This is a genomic window from Salipiger thiooxidans (assembly GCF_900102075.1).
In the GTDB taxonomy this organism is placed as follows: domain Bacteria; phylum Pseudomonadota; class Alphaproteobacteria; order Rhodobacterales; family Rhodobacteraceae; genus Salipiger; species Salipiger thiooxidans.
On the sequence record NZ_FNAV01000001.1, the window covers coordinates 104,507 to 125,081 of the forward strand.

Consider the following 20,575-nt stretch of genomic DNA (forward strand, 5'->3'; position numbering starts at 1 on the left):
TTTCTTGCCTGGCAACAAGGATAGCGCGAAAACCTGTATCACGCATCAACTGCGTGGCCGGGCAGGATCACAATTCCCGCCCGGCCGCTGTAGCGCTCAGCGCTGCGCGGCTTCCCAGTTCGGGTGGATCCACGGCGCATCGTTGCGCGGCGGCAGCGGGGCGCGGCCGAGGATGTGGTCGGCGGCCTTCTCGCCGGTCATGATCGACGGCGCATTCAGGTTGCCGTTGGTGATGCGCGGGAAGATCGAGCTGTCCGCCAGCCGCAGCCCCTCGACGCCGATGACCCGGGTTTCGGGATCGACCACCGCCGTGGGATCGTCGGCGCGACCCATGCGGGCGGTGCCGCAGGGGTGGTAGGCGCTTTCCACGTGCTGGCGGATGAAATCGTCGAGCTCGTCATCGCTCTGGACATCGGCACCCGGCTGGATCTCGTGCTTGTAGTAGGGCTTGAAGGCGTCCTGCTCGAAGAGTTCGCGGGTGAGCCGGATGCACTTGCGGAAGTCCGCCCAGTCCTTCTCGTGGCTCATGTAGTTGAAAAGGATGCGCGGCGCCTCGTGCGGATCCGAGGACCGCAGCGTGACCTCGCCCCGCGACGGGCTTCGCATCGGGCCGACATGGGCCTGGAAGCCATGGCCCTCGGCCGCGACCTGGCCGTCGTAGCGCACGGCGATGGGCAGGAAGTGGTACTGGATGTCGGGATATTCCACGCCCGCGTCGGAACGGATGAAGCCCGCGCTCTCGAACTGGTTCGTGGCACCGGGCCCGGTGCGGGTGAAGAGCCAGCGTGCCCCGACGTAGGCCTTGCCGAGCAGGTTCCAGTACTTGAAGAGGCTCACCGGCTGGCTCGCTGCCGCCTGAATGTAGAGCTCGAGATGGTCCTGCAGGTTCTGACCAACGCCGGGACGGTCGGCCACCACCTCGATGCCGTGCTCGGCGAGATGCGCCGCCGGACCGATCCCCGAGAGCATCAGCAGCTTCGGCGAGTTGATCGACGAGGCGGCGAGGATGACCTCGGCCCCGGCCCGGATCACCTCGATCTTGCCGCCGCGCTCGACCTCGACGCCGACGGCGCGGCCGTCCTCGATCACCACGCGGCGGGCGAAGGCGCGGACCAGATCGCAGTTCTCCATCTTCAGAGCCGGGCGCAGGTAGGCCTTGGCAGCCGAGAAGCGTTCGCCCTTCCAGACGGTCATGTCGTAGGGCCCGAAACCTTCCTGCTGATGGCCGTTGTAGTCGGGCGTGACGGGGTAGCCCGCCTGCTGCCCGGCCTCGACGAAGGCCTGCGTCAGCGGGTTGTCGCGCCGCCCGCGGCTCACCCGCAGCGGGCCGTCGGTGCCGCGCCAGCGGGCATCGCCGCCGTGGCCGCCGTCGCTCCAGTTCTCCTGCCGCTGGTAGTAGGGCAGCACGTCGGCATATCCCCAGCCATCGGCGCCCTGATCGCGCCAGTGGTCGAAGTCGCGGGCGTGGCCGCGCACGTAGATCATGCCGTTGATCGAGGACGAGCCGCCGATGACCTTGCCGCGCGGCGTCGCCAGCCGGCGTCCGCCGAGATGGGGCTCGGGCTCGGACTGGAAACCCCAGTCGTAGCGCGACATGTTCATCGGGTAGCTGAGCGCTCCCGGCATCTGGATCAGCGGCCCCACATCGGTGCCGCCGTGCTCGATCACCAGCACCCGCCGGCCCGCCTCGGCGAGCCGGTAGGCGATGGCGCAGCCGGCGCTCCCGGCCCCGACGATGACGTATTCGGCCTGCATCAGAAGGGTGCCTCCACATCGCCCATGCGGACGTAGACGGATTTCATCTGGCTCCAGTGCTCGATCGCGGCCTTGGAGTTCTCGCGGCCCACGCCGGACATCTTCACGCCCCCGAACGGCGCCTCGACCGGCGCGTCGTTGTAGGAGTTGATGAAGCAGCTGCCCGCCCGAAGCTGACCGATCACCCGGTGACCGCGGGCGAGATCGCGGGTGAAGACCCCGGCGGCGAGCCCGTACTCGGTGGCATTGGCGCGCGCGATAGCCTCTTCCTCGGTGTCGAAGTCGAGCACGCTCATCACCGGGCCGAAGATCTCTTCGCGGGCGATGGTCATGTCGTCGGTGACGTCGGCAAAGACCGTGGGCTCGAGGTACCAGCCGTCGCGGTCAATGCGCTTGCCGCCGGTCACCAGACGTGCGCCCTCGGCGGCGCCCTTCTCGATGAAGCCCTGCACGATGGTCATCTGGCGTTCCGACACCATCGGGCCGAAGCTCGTGGCCTCATCCAGCGGATCGCCGATCACCGCGCCTTTCAGGCGTTCGGTCAGGCGGGCGAGGAAGGCCTCCTTGATGCCCTTCTGCACGAAGACCCGGGTGCCGTTCGAACAGACCTGCCCCGAGGAATAGAAGTTGCCGAGGATGGCGCCGCCCACGGCATTGTCGATGTCGGCGTCGTCGAAGACCAGCATGGGGGACTTGCCACCCAGCTCCATGGTCACGTGCTTCATGCCCTCGGCGGCGGCGGCGTAGACACGGCGGCCGGTCGGCACCGAGCCGGTGAGCGAGACCTTGGCCACGCGCGGGTCGGTGACCAGCGCGCTGCCGACCTCGCCCATGCCCTGCACCACGTTGAAGAGCCCCGCGGGGGCGCCGGCCTCGGTCAGGATCTCGGCGACCTTGAGAGCACATAGCGGCGTCGCCTCGGAGGGCTTGAACACCATGGCGTTGCCGCAGGCCAGCGCGGGCGCCGCCTTCCAGCAGGCAATCTGGGTGGGGTAGTTCCACGCGCCGATGCCAACGCAGACGCCCAGCGGCTCGCGGATGGTGTAGACCCAGTCCTCGCCCAGCGGGATGTGCTCGCCGGTGAGGCTTGCAGCGAGACCGCCGAAATACTCCAGCGCATCGGCGGCCGAGCTCGCGTCGGCCACCAGCGTCTCCTGCAGCGGCTTGCCGGTGTCGTATGTCTCGAGCACCGAGAGGTCGTGGTTGCGCTCGCGCATGATCTGCGCGGCGCGGGTCAGCACCCGCCCCCGCTCGCGAGGCGACAGCTTCGCCCACTCGGCCTGCGCCTTCTCCGCCGCGACCAGCGCCTGTTCGACGATGGCGGGTGTGGCGGCGTGGAGCGTCGCGATCCGTTCGCCGGTGGCGGAGAAGATCACCGGGATCTCGGCGCCTGCGGTATCCTCGACATAGGCGCCGTTGACGTAGTGGCTGCCGTCGGGCTGGAGTTCATAGGGCATCGGTCATCCTTTGTCGAAAGGTCATTCGCCGCGCGGGTAGCGGGCGTTTTCCTCGACCACGTTCAGGTCCATGTGGTTGCGCATGAAGCGGTCGCTGGCCTTCTGCAGCGGTTGGTAGTCCCAAGGGTAGTAGGCGCCGTTGCGCAGGCTTTCATAGACGACCCAGCGCTTCGCCTGGCTCTTGCGGACCTCGGCGTCGAAGCGGTCGAGATCCCAGCGCTCGTCGGCCATGGCGCGGAACCGCGCCAGCGTCTCGGCATGGGCCGGATCGGCGGCGAGGTTGGTCAGTTCGTGCGGGTCGGTGGCAAGATCGAAGAGCTGCTCGGGGTCGAGCGTGCAGCGGGTGTATTTCCAGTCGCCCTCGCGCAGCGCGACCAGCGGCGCGTAGGAGGCCTCGGCGGCGTATTCGATCGCCACCGGCCCGCGCCCCTCGCCCCTGGCGACCGGCACCAGCGTCTCGCCCGCGGTCCAGGGCATCACCTCGTCCATGCTGACGCCGGCGAGATCGCAGAGCGTCGGGCAGACGTCGATGTTGCTCACCGGCGTCTCGACCAGTCCCGGCGCGACCCCGGGGGCGGCCATCATCATCGGCACGCGAGAGGAGCCCTCGAAGAAGTTCATCTTGAACCACAAGCCGCGCTCGCCGAGCATGTCGCCGTGATCCGAGACGAAGAGGATCGCGGTGTTCTCGGCCTGGCGGGTGCCCTCGAGCGCCTCGAGAATCTCGCCGATCTTGTCGTCGAGATACGAGATGTTGGCGAAGTAGGCCCGGCGCGAGCGGCGGATGTCCTCTTCGGTGATGTCGAAGCTGCGCCAGTCGTTGGCGTCGAAGATGCGCTGCGAATGTGGATCCTGGTTGTCGTAGCCGAGATCGCCCACCTCGGGCAGCAGGTGCTCGCAATCCTCGTAGAGATCCCAGTACTTGCGCCGCGCCACGTAGGGGTCGTGCGGGTGGGTGAAGCTGACCGTGAGGCACCACGGCCGGTCGTCCTTGCGCCGCCCGAGGTCATAGACCTTGCGGGTGGCGTGGTAGGCGACCTCGTCGTCGTATTCCATCTGGTTGGTGATCTCGGCCACCCCTGCCCCGGTCACCGAGCCCATGTTGTGATACCACCAGTCGATGCGCTCGCCCGGCCTGCGGTAGTCCGGCGTCCAGCCGAAGTCGGCCGGGTAGATGTCGGTGGTCAGGCGCTCCTCGAAGCCGTGCATCTGGTCGGGACCGACGAAGTGCATCTTGCCCGAGAGACAGGTGTGGTAACCTGCGCGGCGCAGATGGTGGGCGTAGGTCGGCAGGTCCGAAGGGAACTCGGCGGCGTTGTCGTAGACCCCGGTGACCGACGGAAGCTCGCCCGACATGAAGCTGGCGCGGCCCGGCGCGCAGAGGGGCGAGGCGGTGTAGCAGTTGCGAAACCGCACCGACCGCTTCGCCAGCGCCTTGAGGTTGGGCGCGTGCAGCCAGTCGGCCGGACCGTCGGGGAACAGGGTACCGTTGAGCTGGTCCACCATCAGGATCAGGAGGTTCGGTCGTGTCATGCGAGGGCCCTCAGTTCGTTTTCGAGCGCGGCCAGGACGTGGGCCGAGGCGTTCTGCTCGGGCTCGTCCGACGGGAAATGCGCGAAGCGCAGGTAGATCCCGTCGATGAGCGCGGCGATGCGCCGGGCGATGCCCGGGGCGGCGTCGCCGGCCAGTTGTTTCAGGTCGCGGGTCAGGTTGGAGTGCAGGCGGCGGTGATAGACCACCAGAAGGCGCTGCGCCTCGGTGGAGCGATGCGCCAGCACATAGAAGTTCAGCCAGGAGGCGATCACGTTGTGGCTGAAGTTGGTTTCGCTGAAACTGGCACGAATTACGCCCTCGAGCCGGGCACGGGGCGATTCGGCCTCTCTCAGGGCGGCGCGCACCTCCTGCCCGTAGGCGCTCAGGATGTGCCGCATCGAGGCCAGGAACAGCCGGTCCTTGTCCCCGAAATAGTGGAAGGCAAGGGCCGGCGAGACCCCTGCACGCCTGGCGATTTGCCCTACCGTGACGGTCAGCGCACCGGTGGCGCCGATCTCCTGGATCGTCGCCTCAATAAGCTGCGTTCTGCGCTGTGCCTGAGCCGACATCGCGGGCCCTTCCAACAAAAATGGTTGCAATACTCAGATAATCAGGCACTGTTTGACTGGTCAATCAATAAAACGCAGCCAACGAACAGGGGAAGCAACATGAAGCTCCGCACAGCAATTTCGGCCATCGCACTCACTGCCGCGGGCGCGGGCGCGGCCTTCGCAGACTGCGACGCAGTCTCGATGTCCGACGTGGGTTGGACCGACATCACCACCACCACCGCCGCCGCCAAGCACGTGCTCGAAGGGCTCGGCTACGACGTCGACGTGAAGGTGCTTTCGGTTCCGGTGACCTTCGCCTCGCTCGAGAGCGACGACGTGGACGTGTTCCTCGGCAACTGGATGCCCGCACAGAACGGCGCCATCAAACCCTATCTCGACAGCGGCGAGATCGAGTCGATCAACACCAACCTCGAAGGCACCAAGTACACGCTGGCCGTCCCCGCCTATGCCTATGAGGCCGGCCTGCAGAGCTACGCCGACATCGCCAAGTTCGAGGACGAGCTCGACGGCAAGATCTACGGCATCGAGCCCGGCAACGAGGGCAACGCCTATCTCGTGAGCCTGACCGAAGAGAACAAATTCGGCCTTGGCAACTTCGATGTCGTGGAAAGCTCGGAACAGGGCATGCTCGCGCAGGTCGCGCGCTTCTACAAGAAAGAAGAGCCCGTGGTCTTCCTCGGCTGGGAACCCCACCCGATGAACGCCACCTTCGACCTCAAGTACCTGCCCGGCGGCGAAGACTTCTTCGGCGGCGAGGGTGTGGTCCACACCGTGACCCGCAAGGGCTTCTCGGAAGAGTGCCCGAACCTCGGCAAGCTCTTTGCCAACATGGATTTCACGCTCGAGATGGAAAACAAGATCATGGGCGAGATCCTCGATGACGGTGCCGACCCGGCCGAGGCCACCGAGGCCTGGCTGAAGGAGAACCCCGACGTTCTCGACAGCTGGCTCGACGGGGTGACCACCGTCGACGGCGGCGACGCGGTCGCGGCGGTCAAGTCCAGCCTGGGAATGTGATCCCGAGACATCGCCCGCGGACCCGCTCCACGGGCGGTTCTCTTTCCGGCCCCCGGCGGGTACGGAGCGCAGAAATCCGAACATAAAAAGGCAAGAACCGAGGGAGTTCCTACGCAGTGGAGTGGCTGACCGAATACAAGATACCCGTGGGGGACGCGGCAAGCGCAGTCTTCGAATGGATCAGGGACAACGGCGAGTTCGTTCTCGATGCCATGTCCACGTTCATGGAAGGGATGATCGACGGGATCCTCTGGATCCTGCAGGAGCCTCCAGAGCTCATCGTGATCCTCGCCTTCGTGGCCATCACCTACGCGCTCCAGCGGAACTGGAAGACGGCCCTGTTCGTGTTCGCGGGCTTCCTGTTCATCCTCAACCAGGACTACTGGGAAGAGACCACCGAGAGCCTGACGCTGGTGCTGTCCTCCTGCCTCGTCTGCATGGCGATCGGCGTTCCCATCGGGATCTACGCGGCGCACAGGCCCAAGCTCTACACATACCTGCGGCCGATCCTCGACCTGATGCAGACGCTGCCGACCTTCGTCTACCTGATCCCGGCCATCGTCTTCTTCGGCATCGGCATGGTCCCCGGCCTCATCGCCACGGTGATCTTCGTGCTGCCCGCGCCGATCCGCCTGACCTATCTCGGCGTCTCCTCGACCCCGAAACCGCTGCTCGAGGCCGCCACCGCCTTCGGCGCCACCTCGAGCCAGACGCTGTTCAAGGTCGAGCTGCCCTACGCGGTGCCGCAGATCATGGCAGGGCTCAACCAGACCATCATGCTGTCGCTCTCCATGGTCGTCGTTGCCGCACTCGTGGGCGCGGACGGGCTCGGCGTGCCGGTGGTGCGCGCGCTCAACCAGGTGAACACCGGCCTCGGCTTCGAGTCGGGCTTCGTCATCGTCGTGGTCGCCATCATGCTCGACCGCATCCTCAACGTCGGAGGGCGCAAATGACCGCAGCCGTCAACATCGACAACGTCTCCATCGTCTTCGGAGACCACCCGAAACGCGCCCTGCCCCTGATGGACGCGGGCCAGCAACGGGCCGAGATCCAGACCGAGACCGGGCAAGTCCTGGGCGTGCACAACTGCGACATCACCGTGAAGCAGGGCGAGATCCACGTGCTCATGGGGCTCTCGGGCTCGGGCAAGTCGACGCTGCTGCGTGCCGTCAACGGGCTCAACCCCGTGGTGCGCGGCAAGGTCGAGGTCAACGACGGCGACAAGATGGTCGACGTCACGCACGCCGACCCGGCGACGCTGCGGCGCATCCGCATGCGCCAGGTCGCGATGGTGTTCCAGCAGTTCGGGCTCCTGCCCTGGCGCACGGTGCGCGAGAACGTCGGCCTCGGCCTCGAGCTTGCTGGCATCAAGGCCCGCGAGGCCAACGAGCGCATCGACGAGCAGCTGTCTCTGGTGGGTCTCTCGGACTGGGCCGACAGCAAGGTGAGCGCGCTCTCGGGCGGCATGCAGCAGCGCGTGGGCCTCGCCCGGGCCTTCGCCACCCGGGCCCCGATCCTGCTCATGGACGAGCCCTTCTCGGCGCTCGACCCGCTGATCCGCACCAAGCTGCAGGACGAGCTTCTCGAGCTGCAGGAGCGGCTGAAGCGCACCATCCTGTTCGTGAGCCACGATCTCGACGAGGCCTTCAAGCTGGGCAACCACATCTCGATCATGGAGGGCGGCCGGATCGTCCAGAGCGGCGCGCCGCAGGACATCTTCACCGACCCCCGGAACGACTACGTGGCCGAGTTCGTGCAGCACATGAACCCGCTGGGCGTGCTGCGCGCCCGCGACCTGATGCAGCCGCTGGCAGGAAATCCCACCGCCACCATCGAGGCCGACTGCCTCGTGCGCGACGGCTTCGACACGCTGCTCGCGGCGAACGTCCCGCTGGGCGTGGTCGAGAACGGCCAGCTCGTGGGCCAGCTCGGCAAGGACGACGTCCTCCGCGGCCTCCGCGCCTCGCACTGAGCGACGGCACAAGCAAAGCGACCGCCGGACCCCGCCCGGCGGTCGCCGCATATTCTTGGGTGTTTGATCCCACGGTTTGATGGTGTGATCCGGAATTTGTGCACAAATTCCGTGGGGGATTCATCTCGTGAATCCAGAGTGGTAGCTGGGATGCATTGGCTAACCCACACCCCCAGCCTCAGGACCAGGAACTGGCCGGCCTGCAATGAAGCGCTCAAGCGCCGTGGCTCTCTGACGATCCGTTGACCGTCAGTGCATTGCGCAGCAATGTCACGAGAGGTTGGTTCGATCCCACCATGACCTGGTATGCCGCACAGACAGGCAGGCGTGGCCGGCAGCGGACCTGCAGCGACGCCGCCATCCAGTCGTGCCTGACGATGAAGGTGTTGTTTGGTATGGCCCTGAGACAGACGACAGGGTTTGTCGACAGCCTGTTGCGACTGGTGGGCCTCGACTGGTCGGTGCCCGATTTCAGCACTCTATCCCACCGCCAGCAGACCCTTGCCGTGAACATCCCCTATCGCGGCTCCAAGGGGCCGCTGCACCTGTTGATCCCTCTCGGGACATTACTGCGCAATGCCCTGCCGGGCAGCGGACAGCACTTGGATCAGGGTCGAGGGCGAAGGTGAGTGGCACGCCCGCAAGCATGGGGCCCCAAAAGGCGGGGCTGGCGCAAGATCCACCTTGGGGTCGACGAGGAAACGCTGAAAATCCGGGCTGTCGACGTCACCGGAAGCCACATTGTCGATGTACCGTCTTGCCCGACCTTCTCGGCCAGATATCGGAGGGCCAGGAGATCGGCAGCGTCACGGCAGACGGCGCCTGCGATACTCGCAAATGCCACGATGCCATCGCTGACCGCGGCGCACATGCCGTCATCCCCCAGAGCTCCGCTCGTTCAGGGCTGAATTGATCCACCGGATCAATTCCAGGCCGCCCTTCAACCCCGCAGGAACGCCAGGCCATGGAAGACTGTAACCGCTGACGCGGTCGCACGAAACGAGGCACTGCGCGCATCAAAATACCTCGGCCGGGCCATTTGGCGACCCCTCTCGGCAGCATCCTGCGGATGCGCCTGCCGGGCAGTGGATGGAGCGGATACCACCGCCGGAGCCGTGTCGGGACGAAACCTGCCGGGATCATGCTGCGCATGACCCTGCCGATCAGTGGATGCATTGCGTGAAACCGATGGGCCAGCGGCTCATGGCACGGACCTTTGACAGTCAGGTCGCCGACCTCCAGGTTCGCATCGCCGTCCTGAACGGCTACACCGCGCCCGGCATCCCGATCACGCTGGCCGCGGGATAGGTCTATCCGGGGAAGGGGTTACCCCGCCCATCACCCGATTTGTGCAACAGAGACAGGCTAAATGCAGGTGCAAGTAAGTCGTCTGGTAAGGACAATTGCAGAGCTCTTTCAGCTTGTTTTGGTAGAAGGCGGCGGTGGGCATTGGGCCCGACGGCCACATAGGGATCGTAGCAGCCTTGCGGCAACGCGGCGGCGGCGCCCCGGAGCCAATCTTCTTCACCGGTCATTCGCGACATCGCTTGGTATCGCAGGGTCATGCGATGTCGACGCCTGGGCCGGGAGGGACGGATGGAGAGAGTCTCATGTCCAAAATCCAGCTCCCCGCCATCAAGCCGAAGCGACGCCCTTGGAACCGTGGCAGGCTCGTCGGCCAGAAACGGCCTCTGCTGCCGAAACAGGTCTGGGCGATCCGTGCGCGCCTCGAACTCGCGGGCAACCTTTGCGATCTCGCTCTGTTCAAACTCGCCATCGACGGCAAGTTGCGGGGCTGCGACCTCGTCGGTCCGAGGGTCGCCGAGCTCGTTGTCGGCGATCGTGTCCGCGAACGCGTATCGGTCATCCAGAGCAAGACGCGCCGCCCTGTTCAGTTCGAAGTCACGGAAAACACCCGTGCTTTGATCTCGGCTTGGGTGAATCGGCCGGCGACGACCGGCTGCGCCTTCCTGTTCCCGAGCCGGTTTCATGCCAGACCGCACATTTCGACGCGACAATACGCGCGCCTCGTCCGAGAGTGGGTGACGGCGATCGGTCTCGAGCCGAGCGGCTACGGCACGCACTCGTTGAGGCGCACCAAGGCTGCACAAATCTACCGCAAGACAGGCAATCTTCGCGCAGTCCAGCTCCTGCTCGGTCACACCAAGGTGGACAGTACTGTCCGCTACCTGGGCGTTGAACTTGAGGATGCTCTGAGCATCGCGGAGTCGGTCGACATTTGATACCTTCGGCGGACGGCGCACGCCGTTCGCCAGCCGAGACCGGACGTGCGAGGAGATACGTGCCGACGTGGGCTTCGAGCCCACAGCTGTCGCTCTTGTCGGGCGCAGCGAAAGACGAAGTCGGACCCGAAGGCGGAGTTTCTCCGGGCACGAAGTGCGTGCGGCCTTCGTACGCCTTTAGCTGTCCGTGGAGCAGGTGACGGCCTCCCAGTCATCGATTTCCTGGAGCATCGCATGAAGCCGCTTGCGCACAAGGCCGAGCGCGTCGCTGCCGAGCAGAAGCTGCGGCGGGGGAGTGTCCGACATCACGAGGCCGAGGACGGCCTCAGCGAGCTTGGCGGGGTCGCCGAGCTGGGCGCCGTGCTTTTCCTGCCGCGCTTGGCGGATCGGGTCGAAGAAACTGTCGTAATCGCTGATAGAGCGTTCGCTCCGAACCATGGATCGACCTGCCCAGTCGGTGCGGAAGGAGCCGGGGCAAAGTGCCGTTACATGCACCCCGAATGGCGCCATCTCGCTGCGCATGACCTCGGAGATGCCCTGCAGTGCGAACTACCGCGGCGGCGCGGGTCCGCTGAACCTGCTGATCTGTCTACAGGCATCAAGGCCGAAGGCGAAGGCGAGTGGAACGCTCGCAAGCACGGGGGCTCAAAGCGCCGCATCTGGCGCAAGATACACATCGGCATCGACGAGGAAACGCTGGAGGTTCGGGCCGTCCATTGCCCGACAGGCGATTTGCATGGCAAATCTGCCGAGAGGGGAGGTCACGGGAAGCAATGTGGGCGATGCGCCCGTCTTGCCTGACTTGCTCGACCAGATCCCGTCCGATGAAGAGATCGGTTCCGTGACGGCAGATGGCGCATACGATACCCGCAAGTGCCACGAGGCAATCGCTGCCCGTTGTGCCGCTGCGATCATCCCGCCCCGCAAGAACGCCAAGCCGTGGAAACCGACGAGCCCCGGAGCCATCGCCCGCAATGAGGCTCTGCGCGCTTCCAAATATTTGGGTCGCGCCATCTGGCGACCCCTCTCGGCAGCATCCTGCGGATGCGCCTGCCGGGCAGTGGATGGAGCGGATACCACCGCCGGAGCCGGGTCGAGAGCAAGATGAACTGCATCAAGCTGCTCGGCCAATCCCTCATGGCCCGAGACTTCGACCCCCAGGTCGCCGAGTTGCAGGGTCGTATCGCCGTGCTGAACGGCTACACAGCGCTCGGCATACCCGTCGCGGAAGCTGTGGGATAGGTCCGTCCGGGGAAAGGGGAACCTCGGTGTTCAGACGATTTGTGCAACAGAGCCCCGATGACGCCAAAGTTATTGTTGATAATAGGACGTAAAGCTGTCGCAGGTCGATTTGAATTGATCGGGTGGGAATGTGCTGAAATGCGATCCCTGGTAATGTACACTTGCCGGTCTTTAGGCGGCGCGCTCGCCAAGTTCGTAGAGAGGGACGAGTGTTCAGTTAGGCGATGTATGAGAACGTGTTCTTCGCTTTGATCTCATCGTCTACGAAAAATTCCGGCCCACGGATAACAAGGGCTTTTAGGTCGTGTTGACAAAAGGGCTTCACAGAGCGCGCTGATCATGATTCAAGCTGGTATCTGCGATGGAGACCAGCTTGGCACGAGACCTGATGTCGGACGAGGAGTGGGCGTTCTTTGAGCGGTTCATCCTGGCTGTCCGCGCCCAGAATGGGCGCAAACCGACCAACCACCGCCTTGTGCTTGACGGGATATTCTGGATTTCCCGAACCGGTGCCCCTGGGCGTGACCTGCCCGAAGAGTTCGGCAAGTGGTCGAATGTCTATCGGCAGTTCCGACGCTGGACGCTGGCGGGATTGTGGGAGGACATCATGGACGCGCTGAACCAAAGCCGGGCGGTGCCGGACGCCCTGCAGATGATCGACAGCACCGTGATCCGCGCCCATCATCAGGCAGCGGGCGCAAAAGGGGGACTCCGTGTCAGGGTTTTGGCCGTTCGCGAGCGTCCGATGGGAAAACAGTCCGCTGGACTGTTTTCTGGACCATCTTCCACTTCACGACCAAGATCCACTTCCGCGTCAACTCAGCAGGCCTGCCCATGAGAACCGAAATCACGCCGGGCCAGACTTCCGATTACATGGGCTTTGATCTGGTGATGGCCGACAATCTTCCTGAGCCGAGCGTCCTGGTGGCCGATAGAGGCTATGATGCTGACAGCATTCGGAAAAAGATGGAGGCGCGGGACGTTCTCACCCAAATCCCCATGCGCAAATCCAAGGAAGATGCGCGTCGGTGTGGATCACTCCCTGTATTCGTGGCGCAACTTGCTCGAACGGTGCTTCAACAAACTGAAGAACGCTCGCCGGGTCGCAACCCGCTACGACAAGACCGCTGAGAGCTTCCTCGGCTTCATAGACATCACCTCCATCCGCCTCTGGCTGCGTCTTTTGTCAACATGACCTAGTGTGTCGAAGTTTTCACGCCTAACTGTTGCGAGAATCCGCTGCGACGCGCCGGCGCGTTCAGCAATGCTCCGGCCGGGCTGGCGGCTGAGCCAAACCATAGATGCGCGGTCCATTTCCCGAACGCGATCAAGCGGGGTAAGTTCCCTGTGCCTGCGCAAGACCCTGCGGATACGCCTTTCCAAATCATGCAACACCGGTTGCATCCGGCGTGCCTGGCGCACGATCTCGGCCATCTCCGGGTCGGCTTCATTCTCGGCGCGCTTCCAAGCGCCCCTTAGGCGCCCCCAGGTATCGCTTGGGTCTTCAAGTGCGTCTTCTAGCTCCTGAATGCGGGCGAGGACTTCGTTCATGTGCCGAAGCGCCTCCGCTCCTTCCTCTTCTGCCGCGGTTGCCGGATCGTGCCCCGATTTGGGTCGGACTGGAAAAACCAGACGAAGCGGTGCTCTTCCCTCTTCGCGCTTGGGATATGGGGCAAGCACCAAGCTTGTATTGGTGCCCTTCAGGAGAACAGAGTGCGCACGGCAAAGCAACGATGGCCGACCGCCACTGGTCCGATCATCAGGGGCGAGCGCGCGCCCGGTGGAGCACACCCGCGCTCGCCCGTTTGCGGTTCGACGCAGGGCCTGTTATCTACTGAATAAATGTTGAAAAGAAACGCAAAATGAACGCTTGGCATGTCCTGAACATGCCATCCCTCATGGCGTGCGCTGTCCTTTCGCATTCAAATGAAAGTCACAAAGGAGAACCTCATGCGTACTATGAAGCTCGCATCTACTGCCCTCGTTGCCACCCTCGTACTGCCGCTGGCCAGTCAGGCGCAGGCCCAGGACGACGCAGGCCGGTGCGGCGAAGTTTCGATCGCCCAGATGGGCTGGGCCGCTGCCGAAGTGACGACAAACATCGCCAAGTTCCTGCTTGAGCAGGGGTATGGCTGCGATGTCACCTTGGTGCAGTCCGACACCATCCCCGCCATCACCTCGGTCGCCGAAAACGGCGAGCCGGACGTTGTGACCAACCTGTGGCTCAACTCGGGCGGCGAAGCCTATACCAAGCTCGAAGAAGGCGGCACCATCCAGCGCCTGACCTCGGTGCTCGAGCCGGGCGGTGTCGAGGGCTGGTGGATCCCTACCTCGCTCGCCGAAGAGCACCCCGAACTGAAGACCATCGACGGTATCCTTGAGAACCCCGAACTGGTCGGCAGCCGTTTCAACAACTGCCCCGATGGCTGGGGTTGCCGCGTGGTGTCGGATAACCTGGCACGCGCGCTGGATCTCGAAGGTCATGGCATCGAGGTCTTCAACCACGGCTCGGGCGAGACGCTCGCGACGTCGATGGGCGCGGCTGTGACCGGCGGTGAGCCCTGGTTCGGCTACTACTGGGGTCCGACCGTCCCGCTCGGCAAGTACGACATGACCAAGGTGGACCTGGGCGGCTATGACGAGGCGGCCTTCACCCCGCTGCAGAACCCCGACACCCCCGACCCGCAGGTCTCGGATTTCCCCGCGGCGCCGATCCTGACATCCGTCACCACCGAGTTCGCCGAAGAGAACCCCGAGGTGACCGAGTTCTTCACCAAAATGACCTTCGCGACCGACCAGATGTCGGGCCTCCTGGCATGGAAGGACGAGAACAACGCCTCGAACGAGGAAGTCGCCGTCTACTTCCTGTCGACCGCATCCGACACCTGGACCAACTGGGTCAGCGACGAGGCGCGCGAAAACCTCTCGGCACTCGTTCAATAATCGAGTGCTCGGCCCATCGGGGCGCAGACTCTCAACGGGGCCGGGCAATCGGCCCCGTTTTGGTTTTCAACAACAAGGAGGGCCTGCAAGGGCCGCAATGCTCATATGGCAACCTATGATGGTCTCTTCGACACCCTTGGCCTGAGGGATTGGTGCGGCACGCAGGACTCCGGCGCACCAATGTCAATGGCCGACCTGCTGGCCAAGTCAAGCGGCGCCGTTGCCGACAGCTCGTTGCGGGATTTTCCATTTCCTTCGCTCGATGCCCTGCACGAGGCCTGCTCGGCCATTCCGCAGTCGCGCGATCTGACGCTTGGGCTGGAAACCGGCTTTCTCGGCATTCGCGATGCACTGCGCGTGGTCGTCGATCCGCTGACGCAACCGCTGAGCTGGGCGCTTGAGGACATGCTTTGGGTGATGACCGAAACGCCCTGGTGGGCCATGGTTCCGATACTTCTTGTGATCACCTGGGTGGTGGGCCGGTCATGGAAGGTCGTAGGCTTCGTGGCGCTGGTGCTTGCGAGCCTCGCCTTTGTCGACCACTACGAGGTCGCCATGCAGACCCTCGCGATCATTTTCGTCTGCGCCTTCATATGCGTATTGCTCGGGGTACCCATAGGGATCGCCATGTCACGCAGTGATCGCCTGCAGAGCGTGCTGACGCCGGTGCTGGACATGCTGCAGACCCTGCCGCCATTCGTTTACCTGATCCCGCTGATCTTCCTTTTCTCGGTGACCGAGCCCAAGCTTTATGGGATCGCCGTCATCCTCTACGCGATCGTGCCGGTGGTGCGTCTGACCAACCTCGGTATCCGGCTTGTCAATCCGGACGTGATCGAAGCGGCCGACGCCTTTGGCATGACCAAAAGCCAGAAGCTTTTTGGTGTGCAGATCCCGCTGGCCCTGCCCAACATCATGGCGGGCGTGAACCAGACGATCATGATGAGCCTTGCAATGGTGGTCATCGCCTCGATGGTCTCGGCCCCGGGCCTTGGCATCCTGGTGCTGCGCGGCATCCGCAACCTCGAGCTGGGTGTCGGTCTGATCGCCGGTCTTGGCATCGTGGTTCTGGCCATTGCGCTCGACCGCGTGACCAAAGCCTCGCTCGCGCGCATCGATGCCAGCCAGACCAGCCGCTAAGGAGACGGACATGACCAGGAAGAACGTGAAAGTCTCGATCAGGCACCTTTACAAGATCTTCGGTGGGGACCCCAAAGGGGCCCTTGCCAAGGTCCGCGAAGGGATGACGAAGGCCGAGCTGCTGGAGCAGACGAGCCATGTGCTGGGCCTGCAGGACATCAACGTCGACATGAAAGAAGGCGAGATCACCGTCATCATGGGCCTTTCGGGCTCGGGCAAGTCGACGCTGATCCGCCACCTCAACCGGCTGATCGAACCCACGGCTGGCGAGGTGCTTGTCAATGGCGAGGACATCCTGTCGTGGAACGACGCGCAGATGCGCACCCTGCGCCGGGAATCCATGTCGATGGTGTTCCAGAACTTCGCTCTGCTGCCGCACCGGACCGTGCTGGAAAACGCTGGCATGGCGCTGGCCACGCGCGGCAAGGCGCGCCGCGACTATGAGGGCGAGGCCAACAAGTGGCTCGACCGGGTCGGACTTGCCGGTCAGGGCGAGCAGTATCCCCACCAGCTCTCGGGCGGCATGCAGCAGCGCGTCGGTATTGCGCGGGCTCTGGCATCAAACTCGGACATCATGTTGATGGACGAGGCGTTTTCCGCCTTGGATCCGCTGATCCGCACGGACATGCAAAACCTTCTGCTCGAGCTGCAGGACGAACTGCACAAGACGATCATCTTCATCACCCACGATCTTGATGAAGCACTGAAGCTTGCCGATCATCTGGTGATCCTGAAAGACGGCGCAGTGGTGCAGCAGGGCCAGCCGCAGGAAATCTTGCTGAATCCTGCAGACCCGTACATCGAGGAATTCGTCGCCGACATCAATCGCGCGCGCGTGCTGCGCGTGCGTTCGGTGATGACGGATCGCAAGCCGGACGCTCCGATCGACGGGGAGGTCGCTCCAGGCGACAACCTGGAGAGCATCATCGCGCTGGCCGAGGGCAATCTGGACCGTGTCTTCGACGTAAAGAACGAAGGCGAAACGTTGGGTTATATCGACATGAAATCCGTCGTGCAGGCCCTGGTGCCGCGGCGCGTTGAAGCAGCAGGTTGAGCCCTGACCACCGCAATCGCCTGCCACGCTGCGCGAGATGAAAGCTCCGCGCGTCGGGCGATTGCTCAACCCGCGCCAACCGGCGTAAATACCAACCGGACTCCGGTCGCGGCTGGATGAAAGTTCAGTGGCAGGTCAGGTTGGCACTATGGCCCCTGGGGTGCGCATTCCGGGCTTCGCGGAAAGCGTTTCCAATGGCAAGCGGACAGACATTCCGGGGCTCGCGGACAATCGTTCACGAATGTGATCCGGACGCAGGGCGCGCTGAGACAAGGCTTCTCGCTACCCCCGCCCAAACTCGAGCCACCTCAGACGCGGTCCTCGAACCCAAGGAAAACGCTTGTCTGCCACGCACCACTCTCAACGATGTGACGCACCGAGGTCATGTATGCGTTGCCGTTGAAGCGATCTCCGAGGCCGTTCAGCTCCAGCAGGTGACCTGCAACGAGAGAGGCATTCCCCGGGAGCAGGACCTCCCCCGTGACGCGAGAAAGGCGGCTTTCGAACAAGATCGCGTCGGCCCATGCCTGAAGCCTTTCCGGCTGCATGGCGGAGTCGCTCATCACCGAACGGGTGACATCGAGCACTCTGGACAGCACCTTGCCGGTCAGGTTGCCGTGCGCATTGACCGACGGCTCTGAAGCCGTCGCGCTGATCCGTTCGTGACCTTCGGCATCGAAAGCCTCGACCCGGACAGCGGCGTCTTGCGTCGCTGCGTTCATGCTCAGCTCCAGCCCGAGGATGCTGTCACCATACGCGGCAAACAAGTCCGGCGCGTCGAAGCTCGGCGCAGCAAGTACCACCCGGCCATTGCCGACCGAAACCACAAGGCCGTTCGCCGATGCAATTCCGAGCAGGCAGTCCCAGGCCGTCGCCCCCTGTCGCACTTCCCGGGCGGAGCGGCCGCTCATCCGGGCGAGATCCGCGTCGAGGCCGGCCCCCTGCAGGATTTCCGCGACCATGTCTTCGTCGTTCAGATCGTCTCCGACAACGGGAGCCGTGAGCCGCGCCAGCTTCTCTGCCCTGTCCCCGCAGGTGACGATCAGGACAGGGCTGCCAACAGCTTCGATCCGGATGGACTGCGCAAGCACGATGCCCTGGAACACGCGGGTGTGCTGTCCATGGTATCCGAGCGCCAGTGCGATCCCGGCACCGGGAACGAAGAGCGAGGCGCTGCTGACATCGAAGGCCTGCTCGGCGGCATTGCCGTCCTCGACCACGATGCGGACGCGCGGCAACCTATTCAGCCCCTGATCGACCTCGAAGCTGCGCACCACGATGTCGTCGGGAAGCGGAGCGTCGTCAATCAGGAGTTCGAAGGAAACCAGATCGGCATTGGGCGAACGCACGGAACGGGACATATGGATTTCCTGAACGTTGGATCGAAATTCTTTTTGGGCCGCCGCACCGCGGAAATCGCGATCAATTCGGGTGACCAGAACTCGGTGGCACCCATAGTGCGGGGCGAGCCTCCCCTTGGCAACATTCGACGTCGCCCGGCGCGAAGACCGTGTCCGCCGGTCATTCGCCCAAGAGGCCCGTCGCACGCTGCGACCACCTTTGATCACGCGTCGGGGGGCGGAAACATGCGGTCCTTCATCTCGCCGGTCATGAAATGAGGCAGAACGGCCTTCCACGCATCCAGCAGGCGCTTGAAGTAGGCCGGATCCTGCCGCAGCACGGTCTGTATGCCCATGCCGCGCAGCAGGCACAGGGTCATGTTCAGCACCACTGCCGCTTCCTGCGCCGAGAGGTCCGTCGGCTCGCAAAACCCTCTCCAGATCTCGTCGAGCGCCTCGTGGAATTCCCGAACCACCGGAATCATCCGGGCGCGAAGCTCGGCATCCGTTCTCGAGCCGTTGATGAACTCGACGGCCAGGTAGAAGAAGCGCCCCGAGAAGAGCTGGTGCAGCCAGTCGATGAAGGCATCGAGACCGATCTCGTTGCGCGAGACCGAGGCCGCCATGTCGCGAATCTCGTCGGTGCCGCCGCGCAGGAGCGTCTCCATGGACGCGACCATGATGTCGGACCGCGCCGGGAAGTGATGCAGGAGCGCGCCGCGGGACACTCCGGCCCGCCGCGAGAACTCGGGCGTCGAGGCTTTTTCGTAGCCGACGTCGAAGATCGTATCCAGCGCCGCCTCGATGAGCTTTTCCCGCGTCACCACGCTGCGCGCCTGAACCGGTCCGTCTCGTTTCACGTCTGGACCCCTCTTCTGCTAAACATTCCTCAGGTCGCAAGCGACCCGAGGCCCCCTCTCCGATCGGCCAGCACGTCTCGGCGCGCCGGGGGTGGAGCGCTCCGGGCCACTCCCCCCCTACACTGATAGGGCTCAGTAGGCGAGCGACGGAAGCCACAGCGAGATCATCGGGAAGGCGATCAGGATCAACAGCGTCAGCAGGTCCATCGCAAGGAACCACGTGATGCCCCGGAATATCTCGGGCAGTGTCACCGCGTTCTTCAAGGCGCCGTTTATCATGTATACGTTCAGCCCGATCGGCGGAGTGATCAGACCGATCTCCAGCAGCTTGATCACGATGATCCCGAACCAGACCGCATTTATCCCTGAGGCGTCGATCATCGGCACCAGGATCGGCAGGGTGAGCAACAGCAGGCCGATGCTGTCGATGAGCATCCCGAGCACGAGGTAGATCACCGCGACGGCGAAGAGGATCCACCAGGTCTGGTCGCTGACCGACAGGATCGCGTTGCTGAAGGCGCGCGGAAAGCCGGAAAGCGCCAGGAAGCGCGTGAAGAACAGCGAGCCGATCAGGATGATGAAGATCGACGCGGTCGAGATCATCGCCTGGCTGACGGCCTCGACGAAGGTCTTCCAGTTCAGCTTGCGGCGCACCAGCGCGATCAGTGCGGCGAAGAATGCGCCGAGCGCGCCTGCCTCGGTCGGAGAGAAAACGCCCGTGAAGATGCCTCCGAGCACGAGCAGGATCAGCGTCGGCAGGGGCCAGATGTCGCGCATCGCCTCGCGGCGTTCCTCGTCGGTGACGACAACCTTTCCGCTGCCCGCGAGTTCGGGCTTCAGCTTCACCCGGACAATGATCATGGCCATGTAGATGAGCGCGGACAGCAGGCCGGGCAGGAAGCCCGCCATGAACAGCTGTCCGACCGAAACCTGTGCGTAGACACCGTAGAGGATCAGCAGCACCGACGGCGGGATGAGCGAGCCGAGCGTGCCAGAGGCGGCAATGGTGCCGGTGGCAAGGCCCCTGTCATAGCCGTTCTCGAGCATCTCCGGCACCGCCATGCGCGACATCGCCGAGGCGGTCGCGACCGACGATCCCGAGGCCGCCGCGAAGAAGGCGCAGGCCCCCACCGAGGTGATGGCCAGGCCTCCCGGCAGGCGCGACAGGTAGATCCGCAACGCGAGGAACAACCCCCGCGTCATGTCCGTGGACGAGCACAGGAAGCCCATCAGCAGGAACATCGGCGCCGCCGACAGCTCCCACTGGCCGACATAGTCGAAGGGCGTGGCCGAGATCATGCCCCATGCCACGTTCATGTTGAACATCAGGGCGATGCCGCCGATGGAGACCAGCCCGAGCGCCAGCCCGACCGGCACGCGCAGGGCAATCAGCACGAGGGCCAGGACGACACCGCCGATCCCGACGTCAAGGTTGCTCATCACAGGT

18 protein-coding genes and 2 pseudogenes are annotated in these 20,575 nt (G+C 64.2%); 11 read left to right on the forward strand and 9 right to left on the reverse strand.

What is annotated here, in order from left to right; translation table 11 throughout:
- Positions 1 to 96: 96 nt before the first annotated feature.
- Genes betA through betI form a run of 4 tightly spaced genes read right to left on the reverse strand, consistent with a single transcriptional unit; the run spans position 97 to position 5,314 of the window.
- Positions 97 to 1,755 carry a choline dehydrogenase gene (gene betA, locus BLQ77_RS00500; protein WP_089954147.1) on the reverse strand — a complete coding sequence of 553 codons (1,659 nt, stop codon included), beginning with the start codon at positions 1,753 to 1,755 and terminating at the stop codon, positions 97 to 99.
- Positions 1,755 to 3,212, reverse strand: coding sequence for a betaine-aldehyde dehydrogenase (gene betB / locus BLQ77_RS00505; RefSeq protein WP_089954163.1), 1,458 nt, complete (start codon positions 3,210 to 3,212; stop codon positions 1,755 to 1,757). The genes betA and betB overlap by 1 nt, the downstream gene beginning before the upstream one ends.
- Before the next feature lie 21 nt (positions 3,213 to 3,233).
- A complete protein-coding gene (gene betC / locus BLQ77_RS00510; RefSeq protein ID WP_089954166.1) occupies positions 3,234 to 4,745 on the reverse strand; it encodes a choline-sulfatase in 1,512 nt (503 codons plus the stop codon).
- Positions 4,742 to 5,314, reverse strand: a complete 573-nt coding sequence (gene betI / locus BLQ77_RS00515; protein ID WP_089954168.1) for a transcriptional regulator BetI — start codon at positions 5,312 to 5,314, stop codon at positions 4,742 to 4,744. Before betI ends, betC begins: the two co-directional genes overlap by 4 nt.
- A 99-nt stretch (positions 5,315 to 5,413) precedes the next feature.
- Between betI and choX the strand changes: the two genes are divergently transcribed.
- The 5 genes and pseudogenes from choX (at position 5,414) to BLQ77_RS00540 (ending at position 10,549) form a co-directional block, all read left to right on the forward strand.
- Positions 5,414 to 6,334: a choline ABC transporter substrate-binding protein gene (choX, locus tag BLQ77_RS00520; protein ID WP_008884727.1), complete on the forward strand. Its 921-nt coding sequence runs from the start codon at positions 5,414 to 5,416 to the stop codon at positions 6,332 to 6,334.
- A gap of 116 nt (positions 6,335 to 6,450) precedes the next feature.
- A complete protein-coding gene (gene choW, locus BLQ77_RS00525) occupies positions 6,451 to 7,287 on the forward strand; it encodes a choline ABC transporter permease subunit (RefSeq protein WP_008883970.1) in 837 nt (278 codons plus the stop codon).
- Positions 7,284 to 8,306, forward strand: a complete 1,023-nt coding sequence (gene choV / locus BLQ77_RS00530) for a choline ABC transporter ATP-binding protein (protein ID WP_008883580.1) — start codon at positions 7,284 to 7,286, stop codon at positions 8,304 to 8,306. The genes choW and choV overlap by 4 nt, the downstream gene beginning before the upstream one ends.
- 150 nt (positions 8,307 to 8,456) lie before the next feature.
- Positions 8,457 to 9,614 (forward strand): annotated as a pseudogene (locus BLQ77_RS00535) (IS5 family transposase).
- A 302-nt stretch (positions 9,615 to 9,916) separates the two neighbouring features.
- Positions 9,917 to 10,549, forward strand: a complete 633-nt coding sequence (locus BLQ77_RS00540; RefSeq protein WP_089954171.1) for a tyrosine-type recombinase/integrase — start codon at positions 9,917 to 9,919, stop codon at positions 10,547 to 10,549.
- A gap of 177 nt (positions 10,550 to 10,726) precedes the next feature.
- On the opposite strand, the gene BLQ77_RS00545 is transcribed toward BLQ77_RS00540, so the two are convergent.
- The gene (locus tag BLQ77_RS00545; protein ID WP_207545799.1) at positions 10,727 to 11,071 is read right to left on the reverse strand and encodes a Rossmann-fold NAD(P)-binding domain-containing protein; all 345 of its coding nucleotides are present in this window, start codon (positions 11,069 to 11,071) and stop codon (positions 10,727 to 10,729) included.
- A 25-nt stretch (positions 11,072 to 11,096) separates the two neighbouring features.
- Between BLQ77_RS00545 and BLQ77_RS00550 the strand changes: the two are divergent.
- The 3 genes and pseudogenes from BLQ77_RS00550 to BLQ77_RS29795 all read left to right on the forward strand — a co-directional run.
- A pseudogene (locus BLQ77_RS00550) lies at positions 11,097 to 11,791 on the forward strand (IS5 family transposase); the annotation flags it as partial.
- A gap of 373 nt (positions 11,792 to 12,164) precedes the next feature.
- Positions 12,165 to 12,629, forward strand: a complete 465-nt coding sequence (locus BLQ77_RS29175; protein WP_242661588.1) for an IS5 family transposase — start codon at positions 12,165 to 12,167, stop codon at positions 12,627 to 12,629.
- Complete coding sequence (locus BLQ77_RS29795) at positions 12,626 to 12,922, forward strand: transposase (protein ID WP_375360192.1); 297 nt, start codon at positions 12,626 to 12,628, stop codon at positions 12,920 to 12,922. Before BLQ77_RS29175 ends, BLQ77_RS29795 begins: the two co-directional genes overlap by 4 nt.
- Here BLQ77_RS29795 and BLQ77_RS00560 read toward each other — a convergent pair.
- Positions 12,905 to 13,342 (reverse strand): hypothetical protein, encoded by a 438-nt coding sequence (locus BLQ77_RS00560; RefSeq protein WP_207545804.1) that lies wholly within the window; start codon positions 13,340 to 13,342, stop codon positions 12,905 to 12,907. The genes BLQ77_RS29795 and BLQ77_RS00560 overlap by 18 nt on opposite strands.
- Positions 13,343 to 13,741: 399 nt before the next feature.
- Here BLQ77_RS00560 and BLQ77_RS00565 point away from each other — a divergent pair, with 399 nt between their 5' ends.
- From BLQ77_RS00565 to BLQ77_RS00575, 3 genes are all read left to right on the forward strand, one after another.
- Positions 13,742 to 14,734 carry an ABC transporter substrate-binding protein gene (locus tag BLQ77_RS00565; RefSeq protein ID WP_089954173.1) on the forward strand — a complete coding sequence of 331 codons (993 nt, stop codon included), beginning with the start codon at positions 13,742 to 13,744 and terminating at the stop codon, positions 14,732 to 14,734.
- A gap of 105 nt (positions 14,735 to 14,839) precedes the next feature.
- Positions 14,840 to 15,874, forward strand: a complete 1,035-nt coding sequence (locus BLQ77_RS00570; protein ID WP_089954176.1) for an ABC transporter permease — start codon at positions 14,840 to 14,842, stop codon at positions 15,872 to 15,874.
- 10 nt (positions 15,875 to 15,884) lie between these two features.
- Complete coding sequence (locus BLQ77_RS00575; protein ID WP_089954178.1) at positions 15,885 to 16,928, forward strand: quaternary amine ABC transporter ATP-binding protein; 1,044 nt, start codon at positions 15,885 to 15,887, stop codon at positions 16,926 to 16,928.
- Positions 16,929 to 17,236: 308 nt separating this feature from the next.
- On the opposite strand, the gene BLQ77_RS00580 is transcribed toward BLQ77_RS00575, so the two are convergent.
- The 3 genes from BLQ77_RS00580 to BLQ77_RS00590 form a co-directional block, all read right to left on the reverse strand.
- Entirely contained in the window at positions 17,237 to 18,289 is a 1,053-nt protein-coding gene (locus tag BLQ77_RS00580; protein ID WP_089954181.1) for a phage late control D family protein, read from the reverse strand.
- Between the two features lie 203 nt (positions 18,290 to 18,492).
- Entirely contained in the window at positions 18,493 to 19,128 is a 636-nt protein-coding gene (locus BLQ77_RS00585; protein ID WP_089954183.1) for a TetR/AcrR family transcriptional regulator, read from the reverse strand.
- A gap of 132 nt (positions 19,129 to 19,260) precedes the next feature.
- Positions 19,261 to 20,568 carry a TRAP transporter large permease gene (locus tag BLQ77_RS00590; RefSeq protein ID WP_089954186.1) on the reverse strand — a complete coding sequence of 436 codons (1,308 nt, stop codon included), beginning with the start codon at positions 20,566 to 20,568 and terminating at the stop codon, positions 19,261 to 19,263.
- Positions 20,569 to 20,575: the final 7 nt, after the last annotated feature.

What these genes read in the sequence shown, in the direction of transcription:
- betA (WP_089954147.1), bottom strand. Translation starts at nt 1,755, where the DNA reads ATGCAGGCCGAATACGTCATCGTCGGGGCCGGGAGCGCCGGCTGCGCC.
- betB (WP_089954163.1), bottom strand. Translation starts at nt 3,212, where the DNA reads ATGCCCTATGAACTCCAGCCCGACGGCAGCCACTACGTCAACGGCGCC.
- betC (WP_089954166.1), bottom strand. Translation starts at nt 4,745, where the DNA reads ATGACACGACCGAACCTCCTGATCCTGATGGTGGACCAGCTCAACGGT.
- betI (WP_089954168.1), bottom strand. Translation starts at nt 5,314, where the DNA reads ATGTCGGCTCAGGCACAGCGCAGAACGCAGCTTATTGAGGCGACGATC.
- choX (WP_008884727.1), top strand. Translation starts at nt 5,414, where the DNA reads ATGAAGCTCCGCACAGCAATTTCGGCCATCGCACTCACTGCCGCGGGC.
- choV (WP_008883580.1), top strand. Translation starts at nt 7,284, where the DNA reads ATGACCGCAGCCGTCAACATCGACAACGTCTCCATCGTCTTCGGAGAC.
- BLQ77_RS00540 (WP_089954171.1), top strand. Translation starts at nt 9,917, where the DNA reads ATGTCCAAAATCCAGCTCCCCGCCATCAAGCCGAAGCGACGCCCTTGG.
- BLQ77_RS00545 (WP_207545799.1), bottom strand. Translation starts at nt 11,071, where the DNA reads ATGCGCAGCGAGATGGCGCCATTCGGGGTGCATGTAACGGCACTTTGC.
- BLQ77_RS29795 (WP_375360192.1), top strand. Translation starts at nt 12,626, where the DNA reads ATGAGAACCGAAATCACGCCGGGCCAGACTTCCGATTACATGGGCTTT.
- BLQ77_RS00560 (WP_207545804.1), bottom strand. Translation starts at nt 13,342, where the DNA reads ATGAACGAAGTCCTCGCCCGCATTCAGGAGCTAGAAGACGCACTTGAA.
- BLQ77_RS00565 (WP_089954173.1), top strand. Translation starts at nt 13,742, where the DNA reads ATGCGTACTATGAAGCTCGCATCTACTGCCCTCGTTGCCACCCTCGTA.
- BLQ77_RS00570 (WP_089954176.1), top strand. Translation starts at nt 14,840, where the DNA reads ATGGCAACCTATGATGGTCTCTTCGACACCCTTGGCCTGAGGGATTGG.
- BLQ77_RS00575 (WP_089954178.1), top strand. Translation starts at nt 15,885, where the DNA reads ATGACCAGGAAGAACGTGAAAGTCTCGATCAGGCACCTTTACAAGATC.
- BLQ77_RS00580 (WP_089954181.1), bottom strand. Translation starts at nt 18,289, where the DNA reads ATGTCCCGTTCCGTGCGTTCGCCCAATGCCGATCTGGTTTCCTTCGAA.
- BLQ77_RS00590 (WP_089954186.1), bottom strand. Translation starts at nt 20,568, where the DNA reads ATGAGCAACCTTGACGTCGGGATCGGCGGTGTCGTCCTGGCCCTCGTG.